Below are 23,792 nucleotides of genomic sequence, written 5' to 3'. Positions count from 1 at the left end.
CCATAAAGCCGAAAAAGCCGATTGACAGACCGAGCGTAGAAGGATTCCAATGAGTTCGCAATACGAATTTCTGTTCGGTAATCGAACAAGCTCATCCGGGGGGAGAGGCTTGGCAAACGAAGGCGACAGCGTCCTGCACAGCTGGTGCGTGCAGGCTGATTGGCGGGCTCCGACGGTCGTGGGCGGTCGTGGCGCGCACCTGCAACTGGCCGATGGACGCCTCATCCTGGACATGAGCAGCCTGGCCGAATGCAGCAACCTCGGCCACCAGCATCCCGCCGTGGTGGAAGCCATCCGGCGACAGGCCGAACAGCTGTGCTTCGTGACATCCGCATGGGGCGCCGAGCCGCGCGCCCTGCTCGCCGAGGCATTGCTGGAGAAGGCTGGTTTCGAGGGCGGGCGCGTGTTCTTCACGCTCGCCGGCGCGGACGCCAACGAAAACGCGGTGAAATTCGCCCGCCAGGCGACGGGCAAGCCACGCGGCCTGGTCATCACGCGCGATCGCTCCTATCACGGCGCCAGCTACGCCTGCATGGCGCTTTCCGGCGATGCGCGCACGCGCGCCCAGGTCGACGATGACGCGTTCGGTGCGTTGCACGTGGCGCCGCCCTACGCGTATCGCCAGGCCTATGGCAGCGGTGACGAAACCCTCTGCGGCGAACGCGCCGTGGCGGCCGTCGCCGATGCCATCGACCAGCGCACCGGTGCGGTCACTGCAGTGATGATGGAACCCAACGCCGGCACTAACGGCATCGTGGCGCCAGACAACTATTGGCCCGGCCTGCGCGAAGCCACGCGAGCCCGGGGCGTATGCCTGATCGCCGATGAAGTGATGAGCGGCTTCGGCCGATGCGGCGAATGGTTTGCCTGGCAGCGCCATGGCGAGGCCGGCAAGCCCGACCTGATGACACTGGCCAAGGGCCTGACTGGTGCGCACATACCGCTGGGCGCCGTGGTGTTGTCGAACAGCATCGCCAGCCGCCTGCAGCACGAGATGCTCTACACCGGCCTGACGTATTGCGGCCATCCCTTGGCGTGCGCGGCCGGACTCGCGGCGTTGCGCGCGTATGAAGACGGCGGCCTGATCGAACGATCGCGCGCGCTGGGCGCCACGATGTTTCGCGCGCTGCAAATCATGCAGCAGCGCCATGCCGTGATCGGCGACGTGCGGGGCGGACATGGCCTGTTCGCGGTGATCGAACTTGTCACCGATCGCCAGACACGCGAGCCGCTGGCGCCGTGGCCGCAAATGCCACCGCAACTCTCCGCCCTGCTCGACGCCGCCATGGCCGAAGGCGTGTCGTTCGCCACGCGCGGCAACCTGATCCTGCTGGCACCGCCGCTGGTCATCGACGAGGACGCGCTGGCCGACGCGCTGGCCCTGCTCGATCGCCTGCTTGCCCGCTTTTTCCCCGCCCACGCTTGAGGAGCATCGATGAGCTTCCGCCTCACCTACGCCACCATGTACAACCCGCCCGAGGCCATGCACGAGCGCTTCGAGGAGGCCATGGCGCGGGTGGAGTCCACGCTGGGAGCACGCCATCCGCTGTTCATCGCCGGCAAGGATCGCGATGCCGCCGCGCACGCCGATCGTCGCGCACCCTTCGACCTCGACCTCAAGCTCGGCGATTTCGCACTGGCCTCGACGGACGACGCGAACGATGCCATGGAGGCCGCGCAGGCGGCGTTTCCCGCATGGCGCGCGCTGCCGGTCGCCGAACGCGCGCGACTGGTACGCCGCGCCGGCAAGTTGATGGAAGAGCGCGTATATGACATCGCCGCCGCACTCACGCTGGAGGTCGGCAAGAACCGCATGGAGGCGCTTGGCGAGGCGCAGGAAACCGTCGATTTCTTTCATCATTACGCGGGCGATTACGAAAGCCACGCCGGCTACGCGCGCAAGCTTCCCGACGATCCCATCGACGGGGTTGCCTCCCACAATGCGAGCGTGATGCGCCCGTACGGCGTGTGGGTGGTGATCGCACCGTTCAACTTTCCGCTGGCGCTCGCAGGTGGTCCGGCCGCAGCCGCGCTGGTCACCGGCAATACGGTAGTGCTCAAGGGCGCCAGCGACACGCCGTGGTCGGGACGCCTGCTCGCCGATTGCATCCGCGATGCGGGCTTTCCGCCGGGTGTCTTCAACTATGTGTCCGGCTCGGGCGCGGATATCGGCGAGGCGCTCGTCAAGCATCGCCACACGGCTGGCGTCACCTTCACCGGTTCCGTGCCGGTAGGCCGCGAGCTGATGCGACACATGGCCGGTGGCGCATATCCGCGTCCGTGCATCGCGGAGATGGGCGGCAAGAATCCGTGCATCGTCACCGCTCGCGCAGACATCGAACGCGCCGCCGCGGGCATCGTGCGCTCCGCCTATGGCATGGGCGGACAGAAATGTTCGGCGCTGTCGCGTTTGTATGTGCACGAGCGCGTGGCGGACGCCTTGATCGATGGCATCAAGGCCCAGATCGACGCCATCCGCATCGGCGATCCGCGTCGCCGCGAACATTGGCTGGGGCCGGCGGTGAATGCCAGCGCGTACGCCAGCTATGAACGCTATGCGGAGGCGTTGCGCGCCGGCGGTGCCAACGTGCTACGGGGTGGTCGGCGACTGGGCCTTGAACATGGCACGGCGCCAGCGCTGTCGCGTGGCTATTACGTGGAGCCCATGCTGGCCGAAGCGGCGCTGGACCATCCGCTGTGGCAGCAGGAGATGTTCCTGCCGATCCTGATGCTGCATCGCTACCGCGATCGCGAGGAAGCCATGCGGCTGGCCAACGATACGTCGATGGGACTTACGGCCGGTTTCTTCGGCGGCGAAGAGGAAGTCGCCTGGTTCCACGATCACATCGAAGCCGGCGTCACCTACGCCAACCGGCCGCAGGGCGCCACCACCGGCGCATGGCCGGGCTACCAGCCCTTCGGCGGATGGAAGGGCTCGGGTTCCACCGGCAAGGCCATCGCCTCTTTCTACTACCTGGCGCAATACCTTCGCGAGCAATCGCGCACGGTCGTGGAGTGAACGCATGCAGCTCACTCTTGCCGATGCCATAGAGAACTATGTCGCCCATGGCGCCAGCGTGGCGCTGGAAGGATTCACGCACCTGATTCCCTTCGCGGCGGCGCACGAGATCATCCGGCAGCGCAAGCGCGACCTGCACCTGATCCGCATGACGCCGGACCTTGTCTACGACCAGATGATCGGCATGGGCTGCGCGCGCAAACTCACCTTTTCCTGGGGCGGAAACCCGGGCGTGGGTTCGCTGCATCGCTTGCGTGATGCCGTGGAACACCACTGGCCGCTGCCGCTGGAGCTGGACGAGCACAGCCACGCCGGCATGGCGGCCGCGTTCTGCGCGGGTGCGGCGCGATTGCCGTTCGGCACGCTGCGCGGTTATGCCGGCACCGATCTGCCCGCACGCAACGCCAACATCCGCAGCGTCACGTGCCCTTTCACCGGCGAAACATTGGCCGCCGTTCCGGCCATCAATCCCGACATCACCATCCTGCATGCGCAGCGCGCGGATCGTGAAGGCAACGTGGCCATCGACGGCATCGTGGGCGCGGCGCGCGAGGCGGCGCTGGCGGCGCGGGTGCTGATCGTTACCGTGGAGGACATCGTCGACGAATTGCCGCCGGCGATGAACGCCATCGTGCTGCCGCACTGGATCGTCAGTGCCATCGTGCATTGCCCCGGCGGCGCTTATCCGTCCTACGCGCAGGGCCACTACACGCGTGACAACGCGTTCTACCGACAGTGGGATTCGGTGGCACGCGAACGCGACAGCTTCATGGCGTGGATGCACGAGCACGTGCTGCAGCAGCGCGACCATCGCGCCTTCATTGAAAGCCTGCCGGTGGCGCGCGCATGAGCGCTTGCACCCGCGACGAATGGATGACCGTGGCCGCCGCGCGCCTGCTGCAGGATGGCTGCGTATGCTTCGTGGGCATCGGCCTGCCGAGCGCCGCATGCAATCTCGCCCGGCTCACGCATGCGCCGCGCATCGTGCTCATCTACGAATCGGGCACCATCGGCACGCGCCCCGACGTGCTGCCGCTTTCCATCGGCGATGGCGAACTCGCCGAAACAGCGGCGTACGTGGTGCCGCTGCCCGACATCTTCAGTTATTACCTGCAGGCCGGCCGTGTGGACATCGGCTTTCTCGGCGCGGCGCAGATCGATCGCCACGGCAACCTCAACAGTACCGTCATCGGCCCCTACGATGCGCCCTCCACGCGCCTGCCCGGCGCCGGTGGTGCGCCCGAAATCGCCATGCATGCCAAGCAGGTGTTCGTGATGGCCAAGGCATCGCGGCGAAGCTTCGTGGAGCAGCTCGATTTCCGCACCAGCGCGGGATACCTCGATGGGCATGGCGCGCGCAGTCGATCCGGCGTACCCGGCGGAGGGCCGCGCGCGGTCATCACCGATTTCGGACGGCTTTCGCCGCACCCGGAAAGCGAAGAGCTGCAACTGGTCGCGCTGTTCGATGGCGTGAGCGTGGAAGAAGCGCGGGCGGCCGTCGGCTGGCCGCTCAGCGTCGCCGACCGCATCGAAACGATAGCGCCGCCCACGCCGCATGAACTGGAAATTCTCCGCGCACTGGACGCCCGCACGCGCGAAGCCCACGCCCGCCCTGTCCATCTTCCGTTGTGACCGCCGTCCGGAATCCCACCATGAACGCTTCCGTCCATATCAAGACGTCCCTGCCCGGTCCGAAGGCGCAGGCCATGATCGCCCGCGACGCGGAAGTCATCTCGCCGTCGTACCCGCGCGACTATCCCTTCGTGATGTCGCACGGCCGCGGCACCGAAGTGTGGGACGTCGACGGCAACCGCTTCCTCGATTTCGCAGCGGGCATCGCGGTATGCGCGACCGGACACGCGCATCCGGAGGTCGTCGACGCGGTCAAGGCGGCGGCCGACCGGTTCCTGCATATCTCCAGCGACTACTGGCACGAACAGATGACCGGCCTGGGCGAACGCATCGCACGCGTGGCGCCCATGGGCGAACCGGCCATGAGCTTCCTGTGCCAGTCCGGCACGGAGGCCGTGGAGGGCGCGCTGAAACTCGCTCGTTACGTCACGCGTCGGCCGCGCTATCTCGGTTTCCTCGGCGGCTTCCACGGCCGCACCATGGGTTCGCTGTCGTTTACGTCGAGCAAGTACACGCAACAGCTCGGCTTCGCGCCGACCATGCCGGGCGTGACGCATGTGCCGTTTCCCAACCCGTTCCGTCCGCTGTTCGCAGGCAGCGACCAGGGCCAGGCGGTGCTCAACTACATCCGCATGCTGTTCGAACGCAGCGTGCCGGCCTCCGAAGTGGCCGCGATCATGGTGGAACCCATCCAGGGCGAGGGTGGCTACCTGGTGCCACCGGAGGGTTTCCTCGCCGGCCTGCGCGCGCTGTGCGACGAGCACGGCATCCTGCTGATCTTCGATGAAGTGCAGTCGGGCGTGGGCCGCACCGGCAAGCTGTTCGCCAGCGAACACTGGGGCGTCAAGCCCGACATCATGACGCTTGCCAAGGGGCTCGGCTCCGGCCTGCCCATTGGTGCGGTGGTCGCCAAGCGCTCGCTGATGTCGCAATGGAAGCGTGGTGCGCACGGCAACACCTATGGCGGCAATCCGCTGGCCTGCGCCGCGGCCAACGCCACGCTGGACCTGGTGGTCGGCGGCCTCGCTGAAAACGCCTCGCGCACCGGCGCGCATTTCATGAAGCGGCTGCACGAACTGGCGAAGGACTATCCGTGCATCGGGGAGGTGCGCGGCAAGGGCCTGATGATCGGCATGGAGTTGATCGAGAACGACGAGCAACGCACGCCGGCCCGCGCGCTCTGCGACGCCGTGGTCACCCGCGCGTTCCACCACGGGCTGCTGCTGCTTTCCTGCGGCACCAGCACCGTGCGCTTCATGCCACCGCTCAACGTCAGCACGCAGGAGATCGACGAGGCCATGGTTCTGCTGCGCGCCGCGCTCGACGACGCGCTGGCGGCACACTGACCATGCGCCGCCGGCTCGTCTGCGCACTGGCGCTCCTCACTTGCATGGGCGACGCCCATGCCGCGCGTGAACCCGTGCTCAAGCAGGTCGATCTTCCGCACAGCTACTACTGGCGCGAGTTGTACCTGCCGCAACTTACGGCAGGACCGGATGCGGTGAGTTTTCTGCCGGACGGCCAGACACTGGTCTACAGCATGGATGGCTCGCTCTGGCGCCAGCGCATCGACGGCGACGCCGCCACCGAACTCACCCATGCCAGCCGCGCCTACGACAACCAGCCTGACGTATCGCGCGACGGCCGCAGCGTGGTGTTCACGCGCTACGACGGCAACGCGATCGAACTGTGGCGGCTCGATCTGGCCACCGGCCGCGAACAGCAACTGACCTCGGGCGGCGCCGTGAATGTGGAACCGCGCCTCTCACCCGATGGCACAAGGATCGCCTGGGTGTCCACGCAAGGCACCGGGCACTTCAACCTGTTCCTTGCCAACATGGATGCGTCGGGTCTGCATCATGCCCATCCGCTGCTTGGCGAACGACGCAGCACACTGGATCGCTACTACTACGCCGCGGTGGACCACGCGATCAATCCGTCGTGGTCGCCAGACGGCAGGACGATCTACTACATCGGCAACCCCGAGATCGCGTGGGGCACCGGCGATCTGTGGTCGGTGTCCGTCGACGATCCTTCGAAACGCACGAAGGTACTCGTTGAAGAAACCAGCTGGTCCGCGCATCCCGAACTGGCGCCGGATGGAAAGCGCCTGCTGTACGCGAGCTACCACGGCCGCCAATGGCAGCAGCTGTGGCTCACCACGCCCGCGGGCGCGCCACCGCTGCCGCTCACCTTCGGGGAGTTCGATCGTCGCAATGCACGCTGGTCGCCGGATGGGCAGCACCTTGCCTACGTCGACAACGAAGCCGGCACCACGACGCTGCGCATCATGGACATTCCCGGCGGCGCCACCCATGCGCTCGCCGCCGCGCAACGGCAGTACAAGCTGCCGATGGCACGACTCACGCTGGACATCGTGGATGAAACAGGCGCGCGCACTCCCGCGCGTGTCGCGATCATCGGCAACGATGGACGCGCCCACGCGCCACGCGATGCCTGGGTGCATGCGGACGACGGCTTCGACCGCGCAAGACAGACGTCCGAAACGCATTACTTCCATTGCGCCCCGCCCTGCACTCTCGACGTGCCTGCGGGTAGCACGCAGGTATGGATACAGCACGGCTTTGCCTATGCGCCCTGGCGCCAGCAGGTCAACCTGTCCAAGGGCAGTGAAAAGCAGCTGCGTGCCACCTTGCAGCCACAGCGCCTGCCCGCGACCTTCGGCCAGTGGATCAGCGCGGACCTGCACATCCACATGAACTACGGCGGGCACTACCGCAACACGCCGGCGCATCTCGCACAACAGGCACGCGCGGAAGACCTCGACCTGGCCTACGACCTGGTGGTGAACAAGGAGGAACGCGTGCCCGACATCGCCGCATTCCGCACCGATCCCGATCCTGCCAGCACGGCGCGGACGCTGGTGCTGCACGGACAGGAGTACCACACGAGTTTCTGGGGCCACCTGGGCCTGCTCGGCCTCAACGACCACTACCTCACGCCCGGCTACACGGCCTATCGGCACACCGCGATGGCGAGCCCCTATCCCACCAACGCCGCAGTCGCCGACCTCGCGCACGCGCAGGGCGCCCTTGTCGGTTACGTGCATCCGTTCGACACCCTGCCCGATCCCGCGCACGACGCCGTGCTCAGCAACGAGCTTCCCGCGGACGTCATCGAAGGCAAGGTCGACTACATCGAAGTGCTGGGCTTTTCCGACCACAAGGCGACGGCACAGGTGTGGTACCGGCTGCTCAACCTTGGTTTCCACCTGCCCACCGGCGCGGGAACCGATGCCATGGCCAACTACGCGGCGCTGCGCGGCCCGGTGGGACTCAACCGCGTGTTCCTCGACACGGGCGGCAAGCGTACCGCCGCGGACGCCATGGCCGCACTGAAGGCAGGCCATGGCTTTGCCAGCAATGGTCCGCTGCTGGGCCTGTTGCTGGACGACGCGCGGCCCGGCGACACACTTGCACCGGGCAAGCATCACTACCGCGTGGCGTTGCGCTCGCCGGTGTCCGTCGATCACCTCGAACTCGTGCACAACGGCGTCGTGGTGAAGAGCTTTACTCTGCAGGGCGACCATCGACAGCTCGATGCGTCGGGCGACATCACCCTCGACGGTGGCTGGCTGCTGCTGCGCGCATGGAACGAGGGCGCCGATCCCCTGGTGCTGGATCTTTACCCATACGCCACCACCAATCCCGTCTGGCTGGGCGACCACGTGCGCGCTGCCAGCGCGGCCGCCGATGCCGCCTGGTTTGCCGACTGGGTGGGACGCAACATCGAAGCGGCTTCCGCCCGCGACGACTACAACACCGAGCAGGAAAAACGCATGACGCTGGATTACCTCAAGCACGCACACGATGCCTACCGCGCGTTGGCGGGCGGTGCGCAGGCGCATCCATGAGGCGCTTGCTGCTGTTGCTCGCCCTGCTGGCCGGCCCGGCCTTTGCCGAAGATGGCACGCGTTTCGTGCCCGCCGACATCAACCGGCTGGCGGACGTGAGCGAGCCGGCAATCTCGCGCGATGGCCAGTTCGTCGTCTACACGGTGGCCACCGCCAACCTGGAACGCGACCAGCCCCAGTCCGACCTGTGGCGCGTACGCTTCGATGGCAGCGGACGCACCCAGCTTACGCACACGCCGGACAGCAGTGAGTGGCACGCGCAATGGACGAGCGACGGCAAGGCGATCGCCTTTCTCTCCGACCGCAAGCTCGACGGTGAAGCGGACGATGACGATACGCACACGCAGGTCTGGATGATGCCCGCCGATGGCGGCGAGGCGCATCGCGTCACCAATCTTCCCGATGGCGTGGACGACTTCGTGCTGTCGCCCGATGGCAAACGGCTGGCCGTCATTGCGTACGATCCGGATCGCGCGCCAGGCGCCAAGAAACCGAAGAACCCGCCGCCCGTCGTCACCGACCGCTTCCAGTTCAAGGACGACGACAAGGGCTGGCTCGATGGACGCCACAAGCACCTGTACATCGTGGACGTGGCCACAGGTCGCGCCGGGCAGCTGACGTCGGGTCGGCACGACGAACAGCTGCCGGCGTGGTCGCCCGACGGCAGCACGATCGCCTACGTCACCAAGCGCGGCGCTGATCCCGACCGTCACCTCAACTACGACATCTACCTCATCGCGCCCAAGGCGGGAGCGCCGGAACGCCAGCTCACCACCTTCCCCGGCAGCGACCTGGATCCCTACTGGGAAACACGCCCCGCATGGAGCCCCGACAGCCAACGCATCGCCTACCTGCAGAGCGGCGAAGACAAGTGGATCTACTACGCGCCGTGGCAGCTGGCTGTCATCGACGTGGCCACCGGCAAGGCCACGCTGCCGGCGCCCATCGACCGCTGCTTCACCAAGCCGCATTGGTCGCCCGATGGTCGCAGCGTCTATGCGTTGGTGGAACAGGCCGAGGTCACTCATCTGTCGCGCATCGACATCGCCAGCGGCAGGATCACCGCGCTGACCACGGGCAAGCGCTTTGACGCCGACCTCGACGTCTCCGCCAACGATCGCGTGGTGGTGCTGGGCGGCGACGACACCCACCCGTACGACGTATCGGCTGTAGAAAAGAGCACGCTGCGCGCGCTCAGCGAACACAACGCGTGGCTGACCGGCAAGCAGCTCGCGACCACCGAGGAACTGCAGTTCAACGACGCCGATGGCGTGAGTATCCACGCCCTGCTGGTGAAGCCGGTGGGCTACGTGGCCGGACGCCGCTACCCCACCATCGTGCGCGTGCATGGCGGCCCGGTATATCAGTTCAGCCACGAATTCATGGCGGACTGGCAGACCTATGCCGCGCACGGCTACGCGGTGCTTGCGGTGAATCCGCGCGGAAGCTCGGGCCGTGGTTTCGACTTCGCGCGTGCCATCTATGCCGACTGGGGCGCCAAGGACAGCCAGGACGTACTGGCCGGTGTTGATCAACTCGTGCAACGCGGCATAGCCGATCCCGATCGCCTGGGCGTGGGTGGCTGGAGCTACGGCGCCATCCTCACCGACGAGATCATCGCGCGTGACACCCGCTTCAAGGCGGCCATCAGCGGTGCGGGCACCGGCAACGCCTATGGCATGTATGGCGATGACGAATATGCGCGCGAGTACGAGCTCGAACTCGGCACGCCGTGGGCCAACCGCGCTGCGTGGGACCGCGCGAGCTATCCGTTCCTGCACGCCGACCGCATCCGTACGCCGACGCTGTTCCAGTGTGGCGAGCGCGATTTCAACGTGCCCTGCATCGGCGCGGAGCAGATGTACCAGGCCTTGCGCTCACTGGGCATCACCACCGGGCTGGTGATGTATCCGGGCCAGCACCACGGGCTCACCGTACCCAGCTATCTGCGCGATCGCCTGGAACGCAATCTCGCCTGGTACGACCGCTTCCTGCAGCGAGAGCCCACGCCGTGAAGCGCCCGCCATCAGTGCGGCGGCTGGTAGCGTCCGAAACGCTTGAGCAGGTCAATCAGTTGGCCGTGCGGAATGGCCATGGCGTAGTGGCCGCCCTCGCCCCGCATGTCGCGCGCGGCGACCATCGCGTTGACGATGGATTCCTCCGCCGCCTGCGCGGTCGCTTCGAACAGCGGATCGATGTGGTCGTTGCCGATGAAGCTGGCCTGTTGCAGTGGCTGGTCACGCAGCGCGGCCGGGTTGGCGGTGGAGAACGCGATGAAGATGTCGCCCGAGCCGTTGCCGGCAAAGCTGCCCATTCGCGCCAATCCCATGCCGGCGCGCTTGGCCAGCCGCTTGAGCTGGTGCGGCAGCAGGGGCGCGTCGGTAGCCACGACGATGATGATCGAACCCGTGTCGGTAGCGTGCGCGTTGTTGCCGCTGCGGATGCGATCGTCGATGAGGTACTGGCCCACCGGCACGCCAGCGATGCGCAGCGATTCGCGCAATCCATAATTGGCCTGCACCAGCACGCCCACGGTGTACGTTTGGCCGTCCATTGTCACGCGGCGCGAGGATGTACCAATGCCGCACTTGAACTCATGGCAGATCATCCCGGTGCCGCCGCCGACGTTGCCTTCGGCCACCGGGCCGCCCCTGGCATCATGCAAGGCCTTGGCGGCATGCTCGGCACGGACGTGGAAGCCGTTGATGTCGTTGAGGTCACCGTCCCAGGTCTCCGCCACCACCGGCAGCGACCACCAGTAACCCGAGGCATCCGCGCCACCCGCATGCACGCGTTCGGCGATCACCGCATCGCGCACCACACCCACGCTGTGCGTATTGGTGAGCATGATGGGGCCTTCCAGCTGGCCCGATTCGTCCAGCCATGCGGTGCCGGTCATCTCGCCGTTGCCATTGAGCGCGAACCAGCCGCCAAAAGCCGGCGTGTCGTAGCTGCCACGGCCCCGAGGGAGGATGGCGGTGACGCCCGTACGCACCTTGTGGCCGTCCTGCAGATCCTCGATCAGGGTGACCTGGCCCACGGTGACGCCGGCCACGTCGGTGATCGCGTTCAACGGGCCGGGGCTGCCGTCGAACGGAATGCCCAGACCCCTTGCGCGAGGCTCGGCTGCCAAGGCCATACTGCACAGCAGGTACAACGCAAGCGCGTAGCGAAAGCGGGGCATGGCATCTCCGTCGTGCAACCCTTCGTCGCGCCAGTCTATCCCGAGATCGGAGTTTCACATGCAAGCTGACACGGCCATCCTGGAACTCGACCACGCGCGCGCGCTGTCGCCGCGTTACTACTTTGGCGAAGAGATGCTGGCGATGGAGCAACGTGCGGTATTCGCACGCAGCTGGCAGCTGGTCGCCCACCAGGGGCAGCTCGCCGAACCCGGCGACCACGTGGTGGAACACATCGGCGGCGTGCCCGTGCTGCTGGTGCGCGGACACGATGGCGTGCTTCGCGCCTTTCCCAATGTCTGCCGCCACCGCGCCGGCCCCCTCGCGCTTTGCAATGGCAAGGGCATCCGCTCGCTGCACTGCAAGTACCACGGCTGGACCTACACTTTGGAAGGCCAACTGCGCAGCGCGCCGGAGATGACCAGCGCCGCGGGCTTCCGCGTGGATGACATTCGCCTGCCGCCGTTGCGCGTGCACGAATGGCGGGGACTGGTATTCGTCGCGCTGGACGAGCACACGGCGCCGTTCGAGGACGTCTATGGTGGCATCGTCGACCGCATCGCGCCCATCGACCTTGCGTCCATGCGTTACCTGCGTCGCGACAGCTACGACATCGACTGCAACTGGAAGGTGTACATCGACAACTTCCTGGAGGGCTACCACCTGCCGCACGTGCATCCGGGCCTTTCGAAGGTGCTCGACTACCGCGCGTACGACACGGAACTGTTTCCCTGGTATTCGCTGCAATCCTCACCGCTGCGCAACAGCGCGGACATCTACGGCGACGGCGAGGCCTTCTATTACTTCATCTATCCCAACGTGATGCTCAACATCATGCCGGGACGCATGCAGACCAACCGCATCCTGCCACTGGGGCCAGGGCGCTGCCGCGTGGAGTTCGACTACTACTACGCACAGGACGAAGCCGCGCAGGCACGCATCGCGGCGGACCAGAGCTTCAGCGACGAAGTGCAGCACGAAGACATCGACATCTGCGTGGCCGTACAGAAGGGCCTCGCCTCCGGCTATTACGAGCCGGGCCGACTTTGCCCCAGGCGCGAAAGCGGCGTCTGGCATTTCCACAATCTGTTGCGCACCGCTTATGCCGGTGACGCGGGAGCATCTGCATGAGGGTGAGGCTTTCGGGGCTGTTCTGTGCCATGGCGGTCATGGCGTCCGCATCCGCTGCGGGTGCCGAAACACCGCGGACCGTGGTGCACGCGGGTCATCTGCTCGACGTCGACAGCGGCAAGATGCTGGCGGACCAGGCGGTGACCATCGAGCAGGGTCGCGTGGTGAGCGTGAACCCCTGGTCGGCATCCGCCGCTTCGGGGGCCACGGTGCTTGACTGGACAGGCTTCACCGTCGTGCCCGGCCTGATGGACATGCACACCCATATCGCTGATGAAACGGAAACCGCCGATGCTGGCGCCCCATTGAAGAGCTCACCAGCGCGCGACGCCTTCATCGGCGCCAAGAACGCGCGCGATACGTTGCGCGCCGGCTTCACCACGGTGCGCGACGTGGGCGTCTATCGCGGCTTCGCCGACGTCGCGCTGCGCGACGCCATCAACGAAGGCTATGTACCCGGACCGCGCATGTTCGTGGCGGGCGCGTACATCACCGTGCCGGGCGGCGGCGGCGAAATCACCGGGCTTGCGCCGGGCACCGTGGTGCCGGAGGAATTCCGCCGCGGCGTGTCCAAGGGTGTCGACGACGTGCGCAAGCACGTGGATTTCATCCTCGACCACGGCGCCGACCTCATCAAGGTCATCGCCACCGGTGCCGTGCTCGCCGACGGCACCGAACCGGGCCAGTCCGAATACACCGAAGAGGAGATCCACGCCGCCGTGACCGAGGCCGCCAAGCGCGGCAAGTTCGTCGCGGCGCATGCGCATGGCGCCGAGGGCATCAAGCGCGCCGTGCGTGCCGGCGTGCGCTCGATCGAGCATGGTTCGCTGATCGACGACGAAGGCATCGCGCTGATGGTCAAGCACGGCACCTGGCTGGTCGCGGACATCTACAACGGCGACTACATCGACACGGTCGGCCGCGCCGAAGGCTGGTCCGCGGAAAAGATCCGCAAGAACGTGGAAACCACCCAGACGCAGCGTGACGGTTTCCGCAAGGCGGTGAAGGCTGGCGTGCATATCGCCTTCGGCACCGATGCGGGCGTCTATCCGCACGGCGACAACGCCCGCCAGTTCGCCTACATGGTGAAGTACGGCATGACGCCGTTGCAGGCCATCCGCGCCGCCACCATCGACGCCGCGCGCCTGCTGGGCAAGGAGAAGGAGCTGGGCTCGATCGCTCCCAGCAAGTCCGCCGACATGGTGGCCGTCGCCTGCGATCCGCTGAAGGACGTCGAGTGCCTGCGCCAGGTGCGCGGGGTGATGAAGGCAGGCGCAGCGGTTTCACTGGACTGACGGGGCGCCACGCATGAGCCAAGGCAACAAGATCGGTTTCTGGACATGTACCGCGCTGGTCGTGGGCAACGTGATCGGGCTGGGCATCTTCATCCTGCCCGCCTCGCTCGCGCCCTACGGCTTCAACACGATGATCGGTTGGGTGGTGACCCTCATCGGCTGCCTCGCGCTTGCACGGGTGTTTGCGCACCTCTCGCACGCGATGCCGGAATCCGACGGTCCCTACGGCTATATCCGCAACACGTTGGGTGACCTGCCGGCCTACATGGCGCTGTGGGCGTACTGGGTGTCGGTATGGCTCACCAACGCGGCACTCGCAACGGGTGCGGTCGGCTACCTCACCGTGGTGCTGCCACAGCTAAACCAAGTGCCGCCGGTGCTGTTCGCGCTTGGTCTGTTGTGGACTTTCGTCGCGGTGAATCTGCTGGGTGTGCGCACAGGCGGCGGCGTGCAGATCGTCACCACCGCGCTGAAGCTGTTGCCCATGCTTGCCATTGGCGTGCTGGGCGCATGGATCCTGCTCACTTCGCCCGCCACCTTCACCGCGCACGCCCCCACCACCCCGCTGGCCATGCCCGACGTGATGGCCGCTTCCACCATTGCCTTGTTCGCCATGCTGGGCATCGAGTCGGCCAGCGTGCCGGCGTGCCGCGTGAACAACCCCGGGCGCACCATTCCGCGCGCCACCATGGCGGGCACCATCCTTGCCGCGGCGGTCTACATCATCGTCTCGGCGGTGCCCATGCTGCTGATTCCGCAGAACGAACTGGCCAACGCCAATGCACCGTTCGCCCTGCTGATGGATCGCTACGTGGGCGCAGGCGTGGGTCGTTGGCTGTCGCTGTTCGTGGTGATCAGCGGGCTCGGCGCACTGAATGGCTGGACGCTGCTGATCGGCGAACTCACCCGCACCATGGCCAACAATGGCGTGCTGCCACCCGTGCTCGCGCGCAACAATCGACAAGGCGCGCCTGCGGTCGCGCTCATCGTGACCGGCCTGCTCGGTTCGCTGATGATCTGGATGAGCTACAGCAAGTCGCTGGTGGCGGCATTCACCTTCCTCACCCGCGTGGTCACGGCGGCCAACCTGCCGCTGTATCTGTGCTGCTCGCTCGCCCTCGGCGTGCTGTGGCGGCGTCGCGCCGCGCCGGATGCAGGTCGCCGCGCACTCGTCTTCGCGGTGCTCGGTACGTGCTACGTGATCTTTGCCTTCATCGGCAGCGGCCACGAACCGTTTCTGCTTGCGCTGGGACTCATGGCGGTCGGCCTGCCCCTGTATGCCTTCATGCGCCTGCGCCGTCCCGCCGTCGCGCCGGCCAAGGTCTGAACCCGATGCGCGATCCCCGCTACGACATCCTCTTCACCCCCGTCCGGATCGGCCCGGTCACCACGCGCAACCGCTTCTTCCAGGTACCGCATTGCAACGGCATGGGCCACTCCCAGCCGTTGGCGCACGCCGCGATGCGCGAAGTGAAGGCCGAAGGCGGCTGGGGCGTGGTGTCAACCGAGGAATGCGAGATCCACCCCAGCAGCGATCTTTCGCCATACATCGAAGCGCGCCTGTGGGACGACCGCGACATACCTGCGCTGGCGCTGATGTGCGACAAGGTGCACGCGCATGGCGCCTTGGCGGCGGTGGAGCTTTCCCACAACGGCCCGACGGCGTCCAACCTGTATTCGCGCGAAGTGCTGATCGCCCCGTCGCATCAGCCGTCCAAATACGGATACCCCTCGCAGGCGCGCGCCATGACGCGCGAAGACATCCGCCAATACCGGCGCTGGCACCGCGATGCCGCGTTGCGCGCCAAACGCGCGGGCATGGACATCATCTACGTCTATGCCGCGCACGATCTCTCGCTGGCCATGCACTTCCTGCAGCGCCGCCGCAACCAGCGCAGCGACGAGTACGGCGGATCGCTCGAGAACCGCGTGCGCCTGCTGCGCGAGGTGCTGGAAGACACGCGCGACGCGGTCGGCGATACCTGCGCGGTCGCGCTGCGCTTTGCGACCGAGGAATTGCTGGGCCCGGGTGGCGTGGAGCTGGCCGAAGCGCAGGACATCGTGGGCATGCTGGCCGAACTGCCCGACCTGTGGGACGTGAATGTCGCCGCCTGGTACAACGACTCCGTGCCTTCGCGCTTCGCACCCGAGGGCGCGCAGGAACCGTTCATCAGCTTCGTGAAGAAGACCACCACCAAGCCCGTGGTCGGCGTCGGGCGATTCACGTCGCCCGACAGCATGGTTTCCCAGATCCGCCGCGGCGTGCTCGACCTCATCGGCGCCGCACGCCCCTCCATCGCCGATCCGTATCTGCCGCGCAAGATCGATGAAGGCCGCGTCGAGGACATCCGCGAATGCATCGGCTGCAACATCTGCGTTTCCGGCGACATGACCATCACGCCGATCCGTTGCACGCAGAACCCCACCATGGGCGAGGAATGGCGCAAGGGCTGGCATCCGGAACGCATGCCAGCCAAGCGCAGCTCTGCGCGCGTGCTGGTGGTGGGTGGCGGCCCCGCCGGGCTCGAAGCGGCACGTGCCCTGGGCCAGCGTGGCTATGAAGTGAGCCTGGCCGAAGCACGCCGCGAACTGGGCGGCCGCGTCACGCGCGAAGCGCGCCTGCCCGGCCTTGCCGAATGGGGCCGCGTGCGTGACTGGCGACTGGGCCAGTTGAACAAGCTCACCGATGTCTCGCTTTACCTTGATTCCGAACTCACCGCGCAGGACGTGCTGGACTTCGGCGCCGAGCACGTCGTGCTCGCCACCGGCTGCCACTGGCGGCGCGACGGCTTTGGCCGCAGCAACGGCCTGGGCATCGACGGACTCAAGGACAGCCCGCACGTCTACACGCTCGACGACCTGATGGATGGGCGCATGCCCAGCGGGCGCGTGGCCGTGTTCGATGACGATGGCTTCTACTACGCCAGCATCGCCACCGACCTGCTGCGCCTGAACAACTGCGAGGTGTCCTACGTCACCACCGAAGACAGCGTCGCGCCGTGGAGCGTCAACACGCTCGACTACCGGCATATCCGCAAACGGATGGCCAAACAGGGCGTGTGGGTGATGGTGTCGCACAACATCGTGTCTTTCGACGGCGCCACCCTCGTGCTGGAAAACACCTGGGACGGGCAACTGACCGAACAGCGCTGCGATGCACTGGTCACCGTTACTTCGCGCCTGCCCCACGATGCGCTCTACCAGCAACTGCGCGAACGCGAAACGGCATGGGCCGACTCCGGCATCCGCTCGCTACGCTGCATTGGCGATGCCGAAGCGCCCGGCCTCATTGCACACGCGATCTACGCCGGGCATCGCTACGCCCGCGAGCTGGAAGAACCCGTCACCGACGAGGTGCCTTTCAAGCGCCACTTCCACACCGCGCGCGAAAACGATCTACGGCGCGAGTAGCCGTCATGCGCTCGCAGGATCCAACAGCCATTGCCGGAACGCCTGCGCCGGAGCGGTATCGGTCCGGCGCGAAGAAGCGATCAGGTAATAGGCGTGCTGAGACATCGTCTCGCCTTTGCCGACACGAACCAGGCACCCTGACGCGAGCGCGCCTTCGGCCAGGGTGCTTCGGCCCAGCGCGACGCCGTGCCCCTCCTCAGCGGCTTGCAGCAATAGCGCTGAATCGCTGAATGTTGCCCCGTGTATCGAACCGTCCAAGGACTGGCCGGTGGCCGCGGACCACGGCTCCCATCCGTGGAAATCGTCGCGCAGCAAGGTAAGTCCCCGCAGGCCGCTGCGCTTGGCTACACGGGACAGATAGCGCGGCGACGCCACGGGAAACAGCCGTTCCTCCAGGATTTTTTCGCTGCGCGTATCCGGCCACGCGCCCGCGCCATAACGAATGGCGAAATCCGCCTGCCCGGCATCGAGGTCCAGCAACTGCGTCGTGGCGTGCAATCGAAAATCGATGTCCGGATGACGACCAAGGAAGCCGCCCAGCCTTGGCATCAGCCAACGACTGACCAGCGACGGCGGCGCCGTGATGGATAGGCGTCGCGTATCGCGCCGGCGTAGCGATTCACCCACTTCAGAAAGTCGCTGGAGGAGTTCCTGCACGACACCCAGCAGCTGTTCCCCTGCCGGCGTCATCGTCACGTCATGGTGATTGCGCTGAAGCAGCTTGCTGCCATAGAACGATTCGAGAGCACGAATCTGGTGACTCACCGCGCTGGCGGTGAGGTGCAGTTCATCGGCCGCCGAAGCGAAGCTGCGCCATCGGCTCACCGCCTCCAGAGCCCGCAAGGTGTGCATGGGTGGCAGCACGTATCGCATGGTTCCGTCCCGACTGAAGGAAATTCATCCTGGCGTGAGAAATCATCACTTCACGCGCCCGCGCCTCCCGCGAATACTCCGGCACCAGGACCGGCAGAGCGCTTGCTGGATCATCTTGCATTCGGCTGCATCGAGAAAGGGGACGACGTACCGCTTTCGCTCGCCGCACTGGGCCACGGAGACATCATGAAACAATTTTCGGCAATGCTCGCCTCGTGCGTGCTGGCTTTCGCCTCCCTCGCCACTCACGCGGATGGCTTGCGCGAGGGATGGCAAGAAGTGGATGGACTGCATCTGTTCTACCGGGAAGGCGGCTCTGCCACGGACCCGACGGTGGTGTTCCTGCACGGCAATCCACTGTCATCGTTGATGTATGCCGACGTAATGGCTGATCTGGTTGCGCATCGCCACCTCCACGTGATCGCCATGGACTATCCCTCCTTCGGCTATTCGGACGCGCCATCGCGGGAAAGCTATCGCTACACCTTCGATCACGTGGCCCAGACGGTGGCAGCCTTTCTCCAGGCGCGGGGCATTACACGCTACGGGCTCTACATGCAGGACTACGGCGTTCCCGTGGGATTCCGGCTGATGAGTGCGGACCCCGAAGCCATCACCTCGATCATCGTGCAGAACGGCGTCATCCATCTGGACGGCTTTCCCTCCGCGCAGGATCCGCACGGCGAACTGCGCCGCCACTGGTCCTCCCGCAATGCTGCCGTCGATGCGCGCCGTGCCGGTTACGCCCGTTCACTAGCCTACCCGCGCGCCGAAGGCTGGGAAGACGAGGATCACATGGGCGCGGATGCCATGCTGCAGATGATAACCGCCGAGCAAAGGCCTGGCGTGATCGATGCGCGCAACGACCTGTGGTTCGACTACGGCACCAACGTGCAGCGCTATCCCGAGTGGCAAGCACTGCTCCGCCGCATGCACGTGCCGGTGCTCGTGCTATGGGGCAAGCAGGACCTTTTCTTCACCGTGCGGGGAGCCGAAGCGTATCGGCGCGACGCGCCCCAGGCCCAAGTGCACATCCTCGATTCCACGCATTTCGCCACCCTCGACCGTCCCGATGAAGTCGCGCGCCTGGTTGGCGATTTCCTGGACCGGCAGCAGATGGCAGCTCACTGAGTAATGAGTTCGCAAACCGCCGGCAGTGGACGACCGCCGGCGGGGCTACAGCAACCCTTCGATCGGCAGCAGGCTGCCCATGTTCACCTTGAAGCGCCGCCACCAGCTGGTTTCCGGCGCGTGGTCATAGCGGACGGTTTCGCCACCGGGCTGCTTGCCGGACCAATACACGGCGCCGCGATCGTCCAGCATCACCTGGTAGCTGTGGATGGGCTTGGTAGCGTCGGCGAAGATCAGCAGCAGCGCCTTGGCAAGCGCAGGCGAGTCGATGATCACGCCATCTTCGGTATTGATGGCGATCGAGCGCGGATCGAGGTTCATCGATCCCACGAAGGCATGCTGGTCATCCACCACGAAGGCCTTGGCATGCAGGCTGTTGCTGCCGCTGGACGAACCGAAGAAATGGCTGCCGCCTCGCCCGCGACCGCCGCTCGGGTCTGGCTTCAGCTCGAACAGTTGCACGCCGGCTTTCAGCAACGGCACGCGATAGGGCGCGTAAGCCGCATACACATCGCCCGCATCGGTGGAAGCCAGCGAGTTGGTGAGTATCTCCACGGCCACGCCACGTTCGCGCATGCCTTGCAGGTACGCGACGCCTTTCTTGCCCGGCACGAAATACGGAGAGATGAGCGTGATCCGGTGCTGCGCGGTATCCATCCATCCGCGGATGGCGGGGGCCATGTGCAGATCGCGGTTGTTCGCCTCCGGATCGCCCTTCTCGGGATCATCCGCCAGATAGGTCGCCTGCCCCCATCCCCAATCCGACTCCGGTGCCTCATGGGCCAGGTCGCCGACGCGGGCGACGAGGTTCTGCGCGTAGGCACTCTTGCTGAAGGTGCGCGCATGCTCGGACATCGACTTGCGCAATGCGTCCAGTTCCCCGGGGCCAGGCACGCGATGATGGAAGGCACCGATGGGGAACGATTGCTGGCTGTTCCAGTAACGGTCGAACACCTGCCCTACTTCCGCCACTACCGGGCCGAGCGCCAACACGTCCAGGTCACGGAAATTGACGTCCTCTTTCGCGTCGAAATATTCGTCGCCGATATTGCGTCCACCCACGATGGCCATGGCGCCATCGGCAATGAACGCCTTGTTGTGCATGCGCCGATTGAGCCGCGAGAAATCCCCCACGAACTGCTTGCCCATGCCCCACAGCGACGAATTGCGCTCCAGGAACGGATTGAACAGGCGGATCTCGATGTTGCGATGGCCGTCGAGCACGCGCAGCACCTTGTCGTTGCCGGCCACGTGCAGGTCATCCAGCAGCAAGCGCACGCGCACGCCCCGATCGGCGGCGGCCAGCAGGCGCTGGGCCAGCAGTTCGCCCGTCGCGTCGCTGTGGAACATGTAGTACTGCAGGTCAAGCGAATGCTTGGCGCGATCGGCCAGCGCAATGCGAGCCAGCAAGGCATCGCCGGAGTCACTGATCAGGCGCAAGCCCGAATGGCCGTCATGCGATGCAGTGACACGCGAAGCGTACGCCACCAGTGGTGCGTCGGCCTGCACCGGCAACACGGTGCTGGGCGTTCGCGGATAGTCGGGTCGAAGGTCCGAATGGGTGCAGGCGGCGAGCGCAAGAAAGCCAAGCCACACCAGGTGACGCAGCGATGTCCGGGCCATGGTCCCCTCCTTGGCGGCCACTCTACCCTGTAGGACCGCGCCTTGGACGCACCCCGCACGCAGGGCCAGCAAGCTCCCGCTCCAGAACGTGAGGAAATCGTGTTGGCGCACGGGCGGTGTCGTCGCGCGCCGGCATGGCTATCGAAAGCCTGCAGCTCAACGGCCGAAGGTGATTTCCTTGCCTTCGTGGTCACGGTCCCAGCCGCGCAGTTCATCGCGGATATGGGCGATGCGCTGGCGACCGAGGGCGTTGCGCTCTTCGTCCAGCACCTGTCCGTCCAGCAGCTCGGCCAGTCGCTGCGCGGTGGGCAGCATGGCGTCCCAGGCATCCAGCGCCGGGATCGGTGCCGGCAGGGTCATGAAGAAACTCAGGCCCGGCGTGCGCAGGGCTTCGAGGCGCGACAGGTCGAAGTTGCCGGGCTTGAGCATGTTGGCGACGCTGAAGATCGGCCCGAGTTCGCGCTTGCCGTCCACCAGACGGTGGTAAATGCCCATGTCGCCAAATTCGAGGCCAGCCTTTTCGGTGGCGATGACAAGCTCGGCGCCCTGGAACACATTGCCTTCGCGCGCCACCACGAACAGCGTGACGATGCGCTCGACAGGCATGCGCTCGGGGCGGCGGCCCAGGTCCGAACGCGGCGGAATGCGCGGTGAAACCGGTGGCTGTGCCGGTGCTGCCGCCACCGGCGCAACGGCCGATTCGGCCATCGGGGCATGCGGAAGCGGGGCCGGTTCCGTGGCCTGCGCCAGACTCTGTTCGAATTGCTCGGGCGGTGCACGCAGCGCGTCCACGATGGACGCGGCAATACCCTGGGGCTTGCCCAGCGGCGCCGGTTCCACCTTGTCCTTGCCATGCGAAAGCGTGGCGCCGAGGCGCTCAAGCTCCTCGCGCAGCTCTACATCCAGTTCGCCCTGGCGTGGTGCCCGGTCATGCAGCGAGTCGAAATCGAAATCATCGCGCGCGCTGAAATGCGGTTCGTCGCCCGCAGCGCCTTCGCCGCCAAACGTCGGTTCGCGACGGCTGCCGACAGGCGTGGAAACGCGTCGTGCGCCCGGTTCCTTCTTGGGCCGGTCGAACAGCCACAGGACCACCAGCCCGATCACGCCGACGATTGCCAGTGGAATGCCCACGGCAGGATTCCAGGCAAAAGCGAGTACGGGTTCTACGGTCATGTCGAATTCCTCAGGCTGCGCCCGCAAGTTTAGCGGCTTCTGCCAGATCCACCTGCACCAGTCGCGATACGCCAGCCTCGCGCATGGTCACGCCACACAGCTGCGTGGCAGCTTCCATGGTGGCCTTGTTGTGGCTCACGAAGATGAACTGCACCTTCTCGCTCATCTCCCTCACCATGTTGGAGAAGCGGCCCACGTTGGCTTCGTCGAGCGGCGCGTCCACCTCGTCCAGCAGGCAGAACGGAGCGGGATTGAGGCCGAAGATGGCGAACACCAGCGACACGGCGGTAAGTGCCTTTTCACCACCGGACAGCAAGGTGATGTTGGACACGCGCTTGCCCGGCGGCCGCGCCATGATCGCCACGCCGGTGTCGAGCAGGTCGTCGCCGGTAAGTTCCAGATACGCGTGACCACCGCCGAACAGGCGCGGGAACAGCTCCTGCACGCCGGCATTCACGCGGTCGAAGGTTTCCTTGAAGCGTTGACGCGTCTCGCGGTCGATCTTCTTGATCGCCGCTTCCAGCGTTTCCATCGCACTGACCAGATCGGCGAGCTGGTTGTCGAGATAAGTCTTGCGCTCGCTCTGCTCGGCATGCTCCTGGATCGCAGCGAGGTTCACCGGTTCCAGGCGGATGATCTTCTGGCCAAGGTCGGTGAGCTGGCTTCGCCACTGGCTGGCATCGGCGTCTTCGGCCAGCTCGGCCAGCAGCGGTTCAAGTTCGAGACCCGACGCGACGATCGCCTCAGCCAGCTGTTCGGCCCGCAATTGCAGTGCCTGGGCGGCGAGTCGCTTCTGCGAAAGGCTTTCGCGCAGGCCGTTGAGCACCTGCTCGATGCGCTGACGCTCCTGCTCCAGGCGGCGGAACTCCGCATCGCAATCTTCCAGCGCGCGTCGTGCTTCCACCAGTTGCTTGTCCACGAGCAGGCGCTGGTCGAGATAGGTCTGGCGCTCGGCTTCCAGTTCGGCGATGGGATCGGAGCCGGCGGCGAGTTGCTCGGCGATCTCGCTGCGGCGCGCTTCGATCTGGCGAAGCTGCGCTTCCATGCGCGCCAGCGACTGCTCCAGCGAGCTGAGCGAGGAACGCTTGGACTCCATCGACAGCGCCAGTGCGTGCGCCTGGTCCGCGGCCTCGCGTGCATTCATGCGCGCTTCTTCGCGCGCTTCCAGCAGGGCGCGGCGTTCGTTTTCCAATTCGCGGCGCTGGTCTTCCAGGTCGCCCATGTGGCCGACCGACTCGTCCAGGCGCGCGCGCGCCTCGCGCGTCTGCGTCTGCAACTCGTCCAGCTGGCTGATCAGGTCGTTGAGTTCGCCGGCGACCTTCTCGGCACGGGCGCGGGCCGTTTCCATCTTGCCGCGATGGCTCTGCAGCTGGCCGGCCAGTTCGGACTGGCGGCGATGCGCGTTGTACAGCTCGCGCTGCGCGTCGTCGCGCGCACGCTCGGCCTCG

At 66.0% G+C, this 23,792-nt stretch carries 16 protein-coding genes and 1 pseudogene; 12 read left to right on the top strand and 5 right to left on the bottom strand.

Translation table 11 applies throughout. The features are described from left to right. Positions 1–109: 109 nt before the first annotated feature. The 7 genes from VFG49_RS06280 to VFG49_RS06250 are packed head-to-tail and all read left to right on the top strand — an operon-like array spanning position 110 to position 10,540. Positions 110–1,426, top strand: coding sequence for an aminotransferase class III-fold pyridoxal phosphate-dependent enzyme (locus tag VFG49_RS06280; RefSeq protein WP_324858661.1), 1,317 nt, complete (start codon positions 110–112; stop codon positions 1,424–1,426). A 9-nt stretch (positions 1,427–1,435) separates the two neighbouring features. Next, positions 1,436–3,019 (top strand): aldehyde dehydrogenase family protein, encoded by a 1,584-nt coding sequence (locus VFG49_RS06275; protein ID WP_324858660.1) that lies wholly within the window; start codon positions 1,436–1,438, stop codon positions 3,017–3,019. Positions 3,020–3,023: 4 nt separating this feature from the next. Beyond that, positions 3,024–3,869, top strand: a complete 846-nt coding sequence (locus tag VFG49_RS06270; RefSeq protein WP_324858659.1) for a CoA transferase subunit A — start codon at positions 3,024–3,026, stop codon at positions 3,867–3,869. After that, positions 3,866–4,651, top strand: a complete 786-nt coding sequence (locus VFG49_RS06265; protein ID WP_324858658.1) for a CoA-transferase subunit beta — start codon at positions 3,866–3,868, stop codon at positions 4,649–4,651. The genes VFG49_RS06270 and VFG49_RS06265 overlap by 4 nt, the downstream gene beginning before the upstream one ends. A gap of 20 nt (positions 4,652–4,671) precedes the next feature. Beyond that, positions 4,672–5,997 (top strand): acetyl ornithine aminotransferase family protein, encoded by a 1,326-nt coding sequence (locus tag VFG49_RS06260; protein WP_324858657.1) that lies wholly within the window; start codon positions 4,672–4,674, stop codon positions 5,995–5,997. 2 nt (positions 5,998–5,999) lie between these two features. Further along, positions 6,000–8,525, top strand: coding sequence for a CehA/McbA family metallohydrolase (locus VFG49_RS06255; RefSeq protein WP_324858656.1), 2,526 nt, complete (start codon positions 6,000–6,002; stop codon positions 8,523–8,525). After that, positions 8,522–10,540, top strand: coding sequence for a S9 family peptidase (locus VFG49_RS06250; protein ID WP_324858655.1), 2,019 nt, complete (start codon positions 8,522–8,524; stop codon positions 10,538–10,540). Before VFG49_RS06255 ends, VFG49_RS06250 begins: the two co-directional genes overlap by 4 nt. Before the next feature lie 11 nt (positions 10,541–10,551). Here the strand turns inward: VFG49_RS06250 and VFG49_RS06245 are convergent, their stop codons facing one another. Then, positions 10,552–11,709 (bottom strand): P1 family peptidase, encoded by a 1,158-nt coding sequence (locus VFG49_RS06245; protein ID WP_324858654.1) that lies wholly within the window; start codon positions 11,707–11,709, stop codon positions 10,552–10,554. 58 nt (positions 11,710–11,767) lie between these two features. Between VFG49_RS06245 and VFG49_RS06240 the strand changes: the two genes are divergently transcribed. From VFG49_RS06240 to VFG49_RS06225, 4 genes are read left to right on the top strand one after another with little or no spacing between them, the layout of a single operon-like run. Beyond that, entirely contained in the window at positions 11,768–12,838 is a 1,071-nt protein-coding gene (locus VFG49_RS06240; protein ID WP_324858653.1) for an aromatic ring-hydroxylating dioxygenase subunit alpha, read from the top strand. Then, on the top strand, positions 12,835–14,133 hold the full coding sequence (locus tag VFG49_RS06235) for an amidohydrolase family protein (protein WP_324858652.1): 1,299 nt from the start codon (positions 12,835–12,837) through the stop codon (positions 14,131–14,133). Before VFG49_RS06240 ends, VFG49_RS06235 begins: the two co-directional genes overlap by 4 nt. 13 nt (positions 14,134–14,146) lie before the next feature. Continuing rightward, positions 14,147–15,460, top strand: coding sequence for an amino acid permease (locus VFG49_RS06230; protein WP_324858651.1), 1,314 nt, complete (start codon positions 14,147–14,149; stop codon positions 15,458–15,460). Positions 15,461–15,465: 5 nt separating this feature from the next. Then, complete coding sequence (locus tag VFG49_RS06225) at positions 15,466–17,544, top strand: FAD-dependent oxidoreductase (RefSeq protein WP_324858650.1); 2,079 nt, start codon at positions 15,466–15,468, stop codon at positions 17,542–17,544. Positions 17,545–17,547: 3 nt separating this feature from the next. On the opposite strand, the gene VFG49_RS06220 is transcribed toward VFG49_RS06225, so the two are convergent. Next, on the bottom strand, positions 17,548–18,417 hold the full coding sequence (locus VFG49_RS06220) for a LysR substrate-binding domain-containing protein (RefSeq protein WP_324858649.1): 870 nt from the start codon (positions 18,415–18,417) through the stop codon (positions 17,548–17,550). A 186-nt stretch (positions 18,418–18,603) separates the two neighbouring features. Here VFG49_RS06220 and VFG49_RS06215 point away from each other — a divergent pair, with 186 nt between their 5' ends. After that, the gene (locus VFG49_RS06215; RefSeq protein WP_324858648.1) at positions 18,604–19,548 is read left to right on the top strand and encodes an alpha/beta hydrolase; all 945 of its coding nucleotides are present in this window, start codon (positions 18,604–18,606) and stop codon (positions 19,546–19,548) included. A 45-nt stretch (positions 19,549–19,593) separates the two neighbouring features. On the opposite strand, the gene VFG49_RS06210 is transcribed toward VFG49_RS06215, so the two are convergent. The 3 genes and pseudogenes from VFG49_RS06210 to VFG49_RS06200 all read right to left on the bottom strand — a co-directional run. Beyond that, the gene (locus VFG49_RS06210) at positions 19,594–21,171 is read right to left on the bottom strand and encodes a phospholipase D family protein (RefSeq protein WP_324858647.1); all 1,578 of its coding nucleotides are present in this window, start codon (positions 21,169–21,171) and stop codon (positions 19,594–19,596) included. A gap of 156 nt (positions 21,172–21,327) precedes the next feature. Next, positions 21,328–22,344: a cell division protein ZipA gene (gene zipA / locus VFG49_RS06205; protein WP_324858646.1), complete on the bottom strand. Its 1,017-nt coding sequence runs from the start codon at positions 22,342–22,344 to the stop codon at positions 21,328–21,330. 10 nt (positions 22,345–22,354) lie between these two features. After that, positions 22,355–23,792, bottom strand: a pseudogene (locus VFG49_RS06200) (chromosome segregation protein SMC); the annotation flags it as partial.

Origin of the sequence: Dyella sp., assembly GCF_035685885.1 — a bacterium.
GTDB lineage: Bacteria > Pseudomonadota > Gammaproteobacteria > Xanthomonadales > Rhodanobacteraceae > Dyella.
This window is presented reverse-complemented; position numbering and strand designations above follow the sequence as displayed.

Coding starts and splice junctions, on each gene's coding strand:
- VFG49_RS06250 (WP_324858655.1), top strand. CDS start 8,522: ATGAGGCGCTTGCTGCTGTTGCTCGCCCTGCTGGCCGGCCCGGCCTTT.
- VFG49_RS06235 (WP_324858652.1), top strand. CDS start 12,835: ATGAGGGTGAGGCTTTCGGGGCTGTTCTGTGCCATGGCGGTCATGGCG.
- zipA (WP_324858646.1), bottom strand. CDS start 22,344: ATGACCGTAGAACCCGTACTCGCTTTTGCCTGGAATCCTGCCGTGGGC.
- VFG49_RS06210 (WP_324858647.1), bottom strand. CDS start 21,171: ATGGCCCGGACATCGCTGCGTCACCTGGTGTGGCTTGGCTTTCTTGCG.
- VFG49_RS06220 (WP_324858649.1), bottom strand. CDS start 18,417: ATGCGATACGTGCTGCCACCCATGCACACCTTGCGGGCTCTGGAGGCG.
- VFG49_RS06255 (WP_324858656.1), top strand. CDS start 6,000: ATGCGCCGCCGGCTCGTCTGCGCACTGGCGCTCCTCACTTGCATGGGC.
- VFG49_RS06275 (WP_324858660.1), top strand. CDS start 1,436: ATGAGCTTCCGCCTCACCTACGCCACCATGTACAACCCGCCCGAGGCC.
- VFG49_RS06240 (WP_324858653.1), top strand. CDS start 11,768: ATGCAAGCTGACACGGCCATCCTGGAACTCGACCACGCGCGCGCGCTG.
- VFG49_RS06270 (WP_324858659.1), top strand. CDS start 3,024: ATGCAGCTCACTCTTGCCGATGCCATAGAGAACTATGTCGCCCATGGC.
- VFG49_RS06225 (WP_324858650.1), top strand. CDS start 15,466: ATGCGCGATCCCCGCTACGACATCCTCTTCACCCCCGTCCGGATCGGC.
- VFG49_RS06260 (WP_324858657.1), top strand. CDS start 4,672: ATGAACGCTTCCGTCCATATCAAGACGTCCCTGCCCGGTCCGAAGGCG.
- VFG49_RS06245 (WP_324858654.1), bottom strand. CDS start 11,709: ATGCCCCGCTTTCGCTACGCGCTTGCGTTGTACCTGCTGTGCAGTATG.
- VFG49_RS06230 (WP_324858651.1), top strand. CDS start 14,147: ATGAGCCAAGGCAACAAGATCGGTTTCTGGACATGTACCGCGCTGGTC.
- VFG49_RS06265 (WP_324858658.1), top strand. CDS start 3,866: ATGAGCGCTTGCACCCGCGACGAATGGATGACCGTGGCCGCCGCGCGC.
- VFG49_RS06215 (WP_324858648.1), top strand. CDS start 18,604: ATGAAACAATTTTCGGCAATGCTCGCCTCGTGCGTGCTGGCTTTCGCC.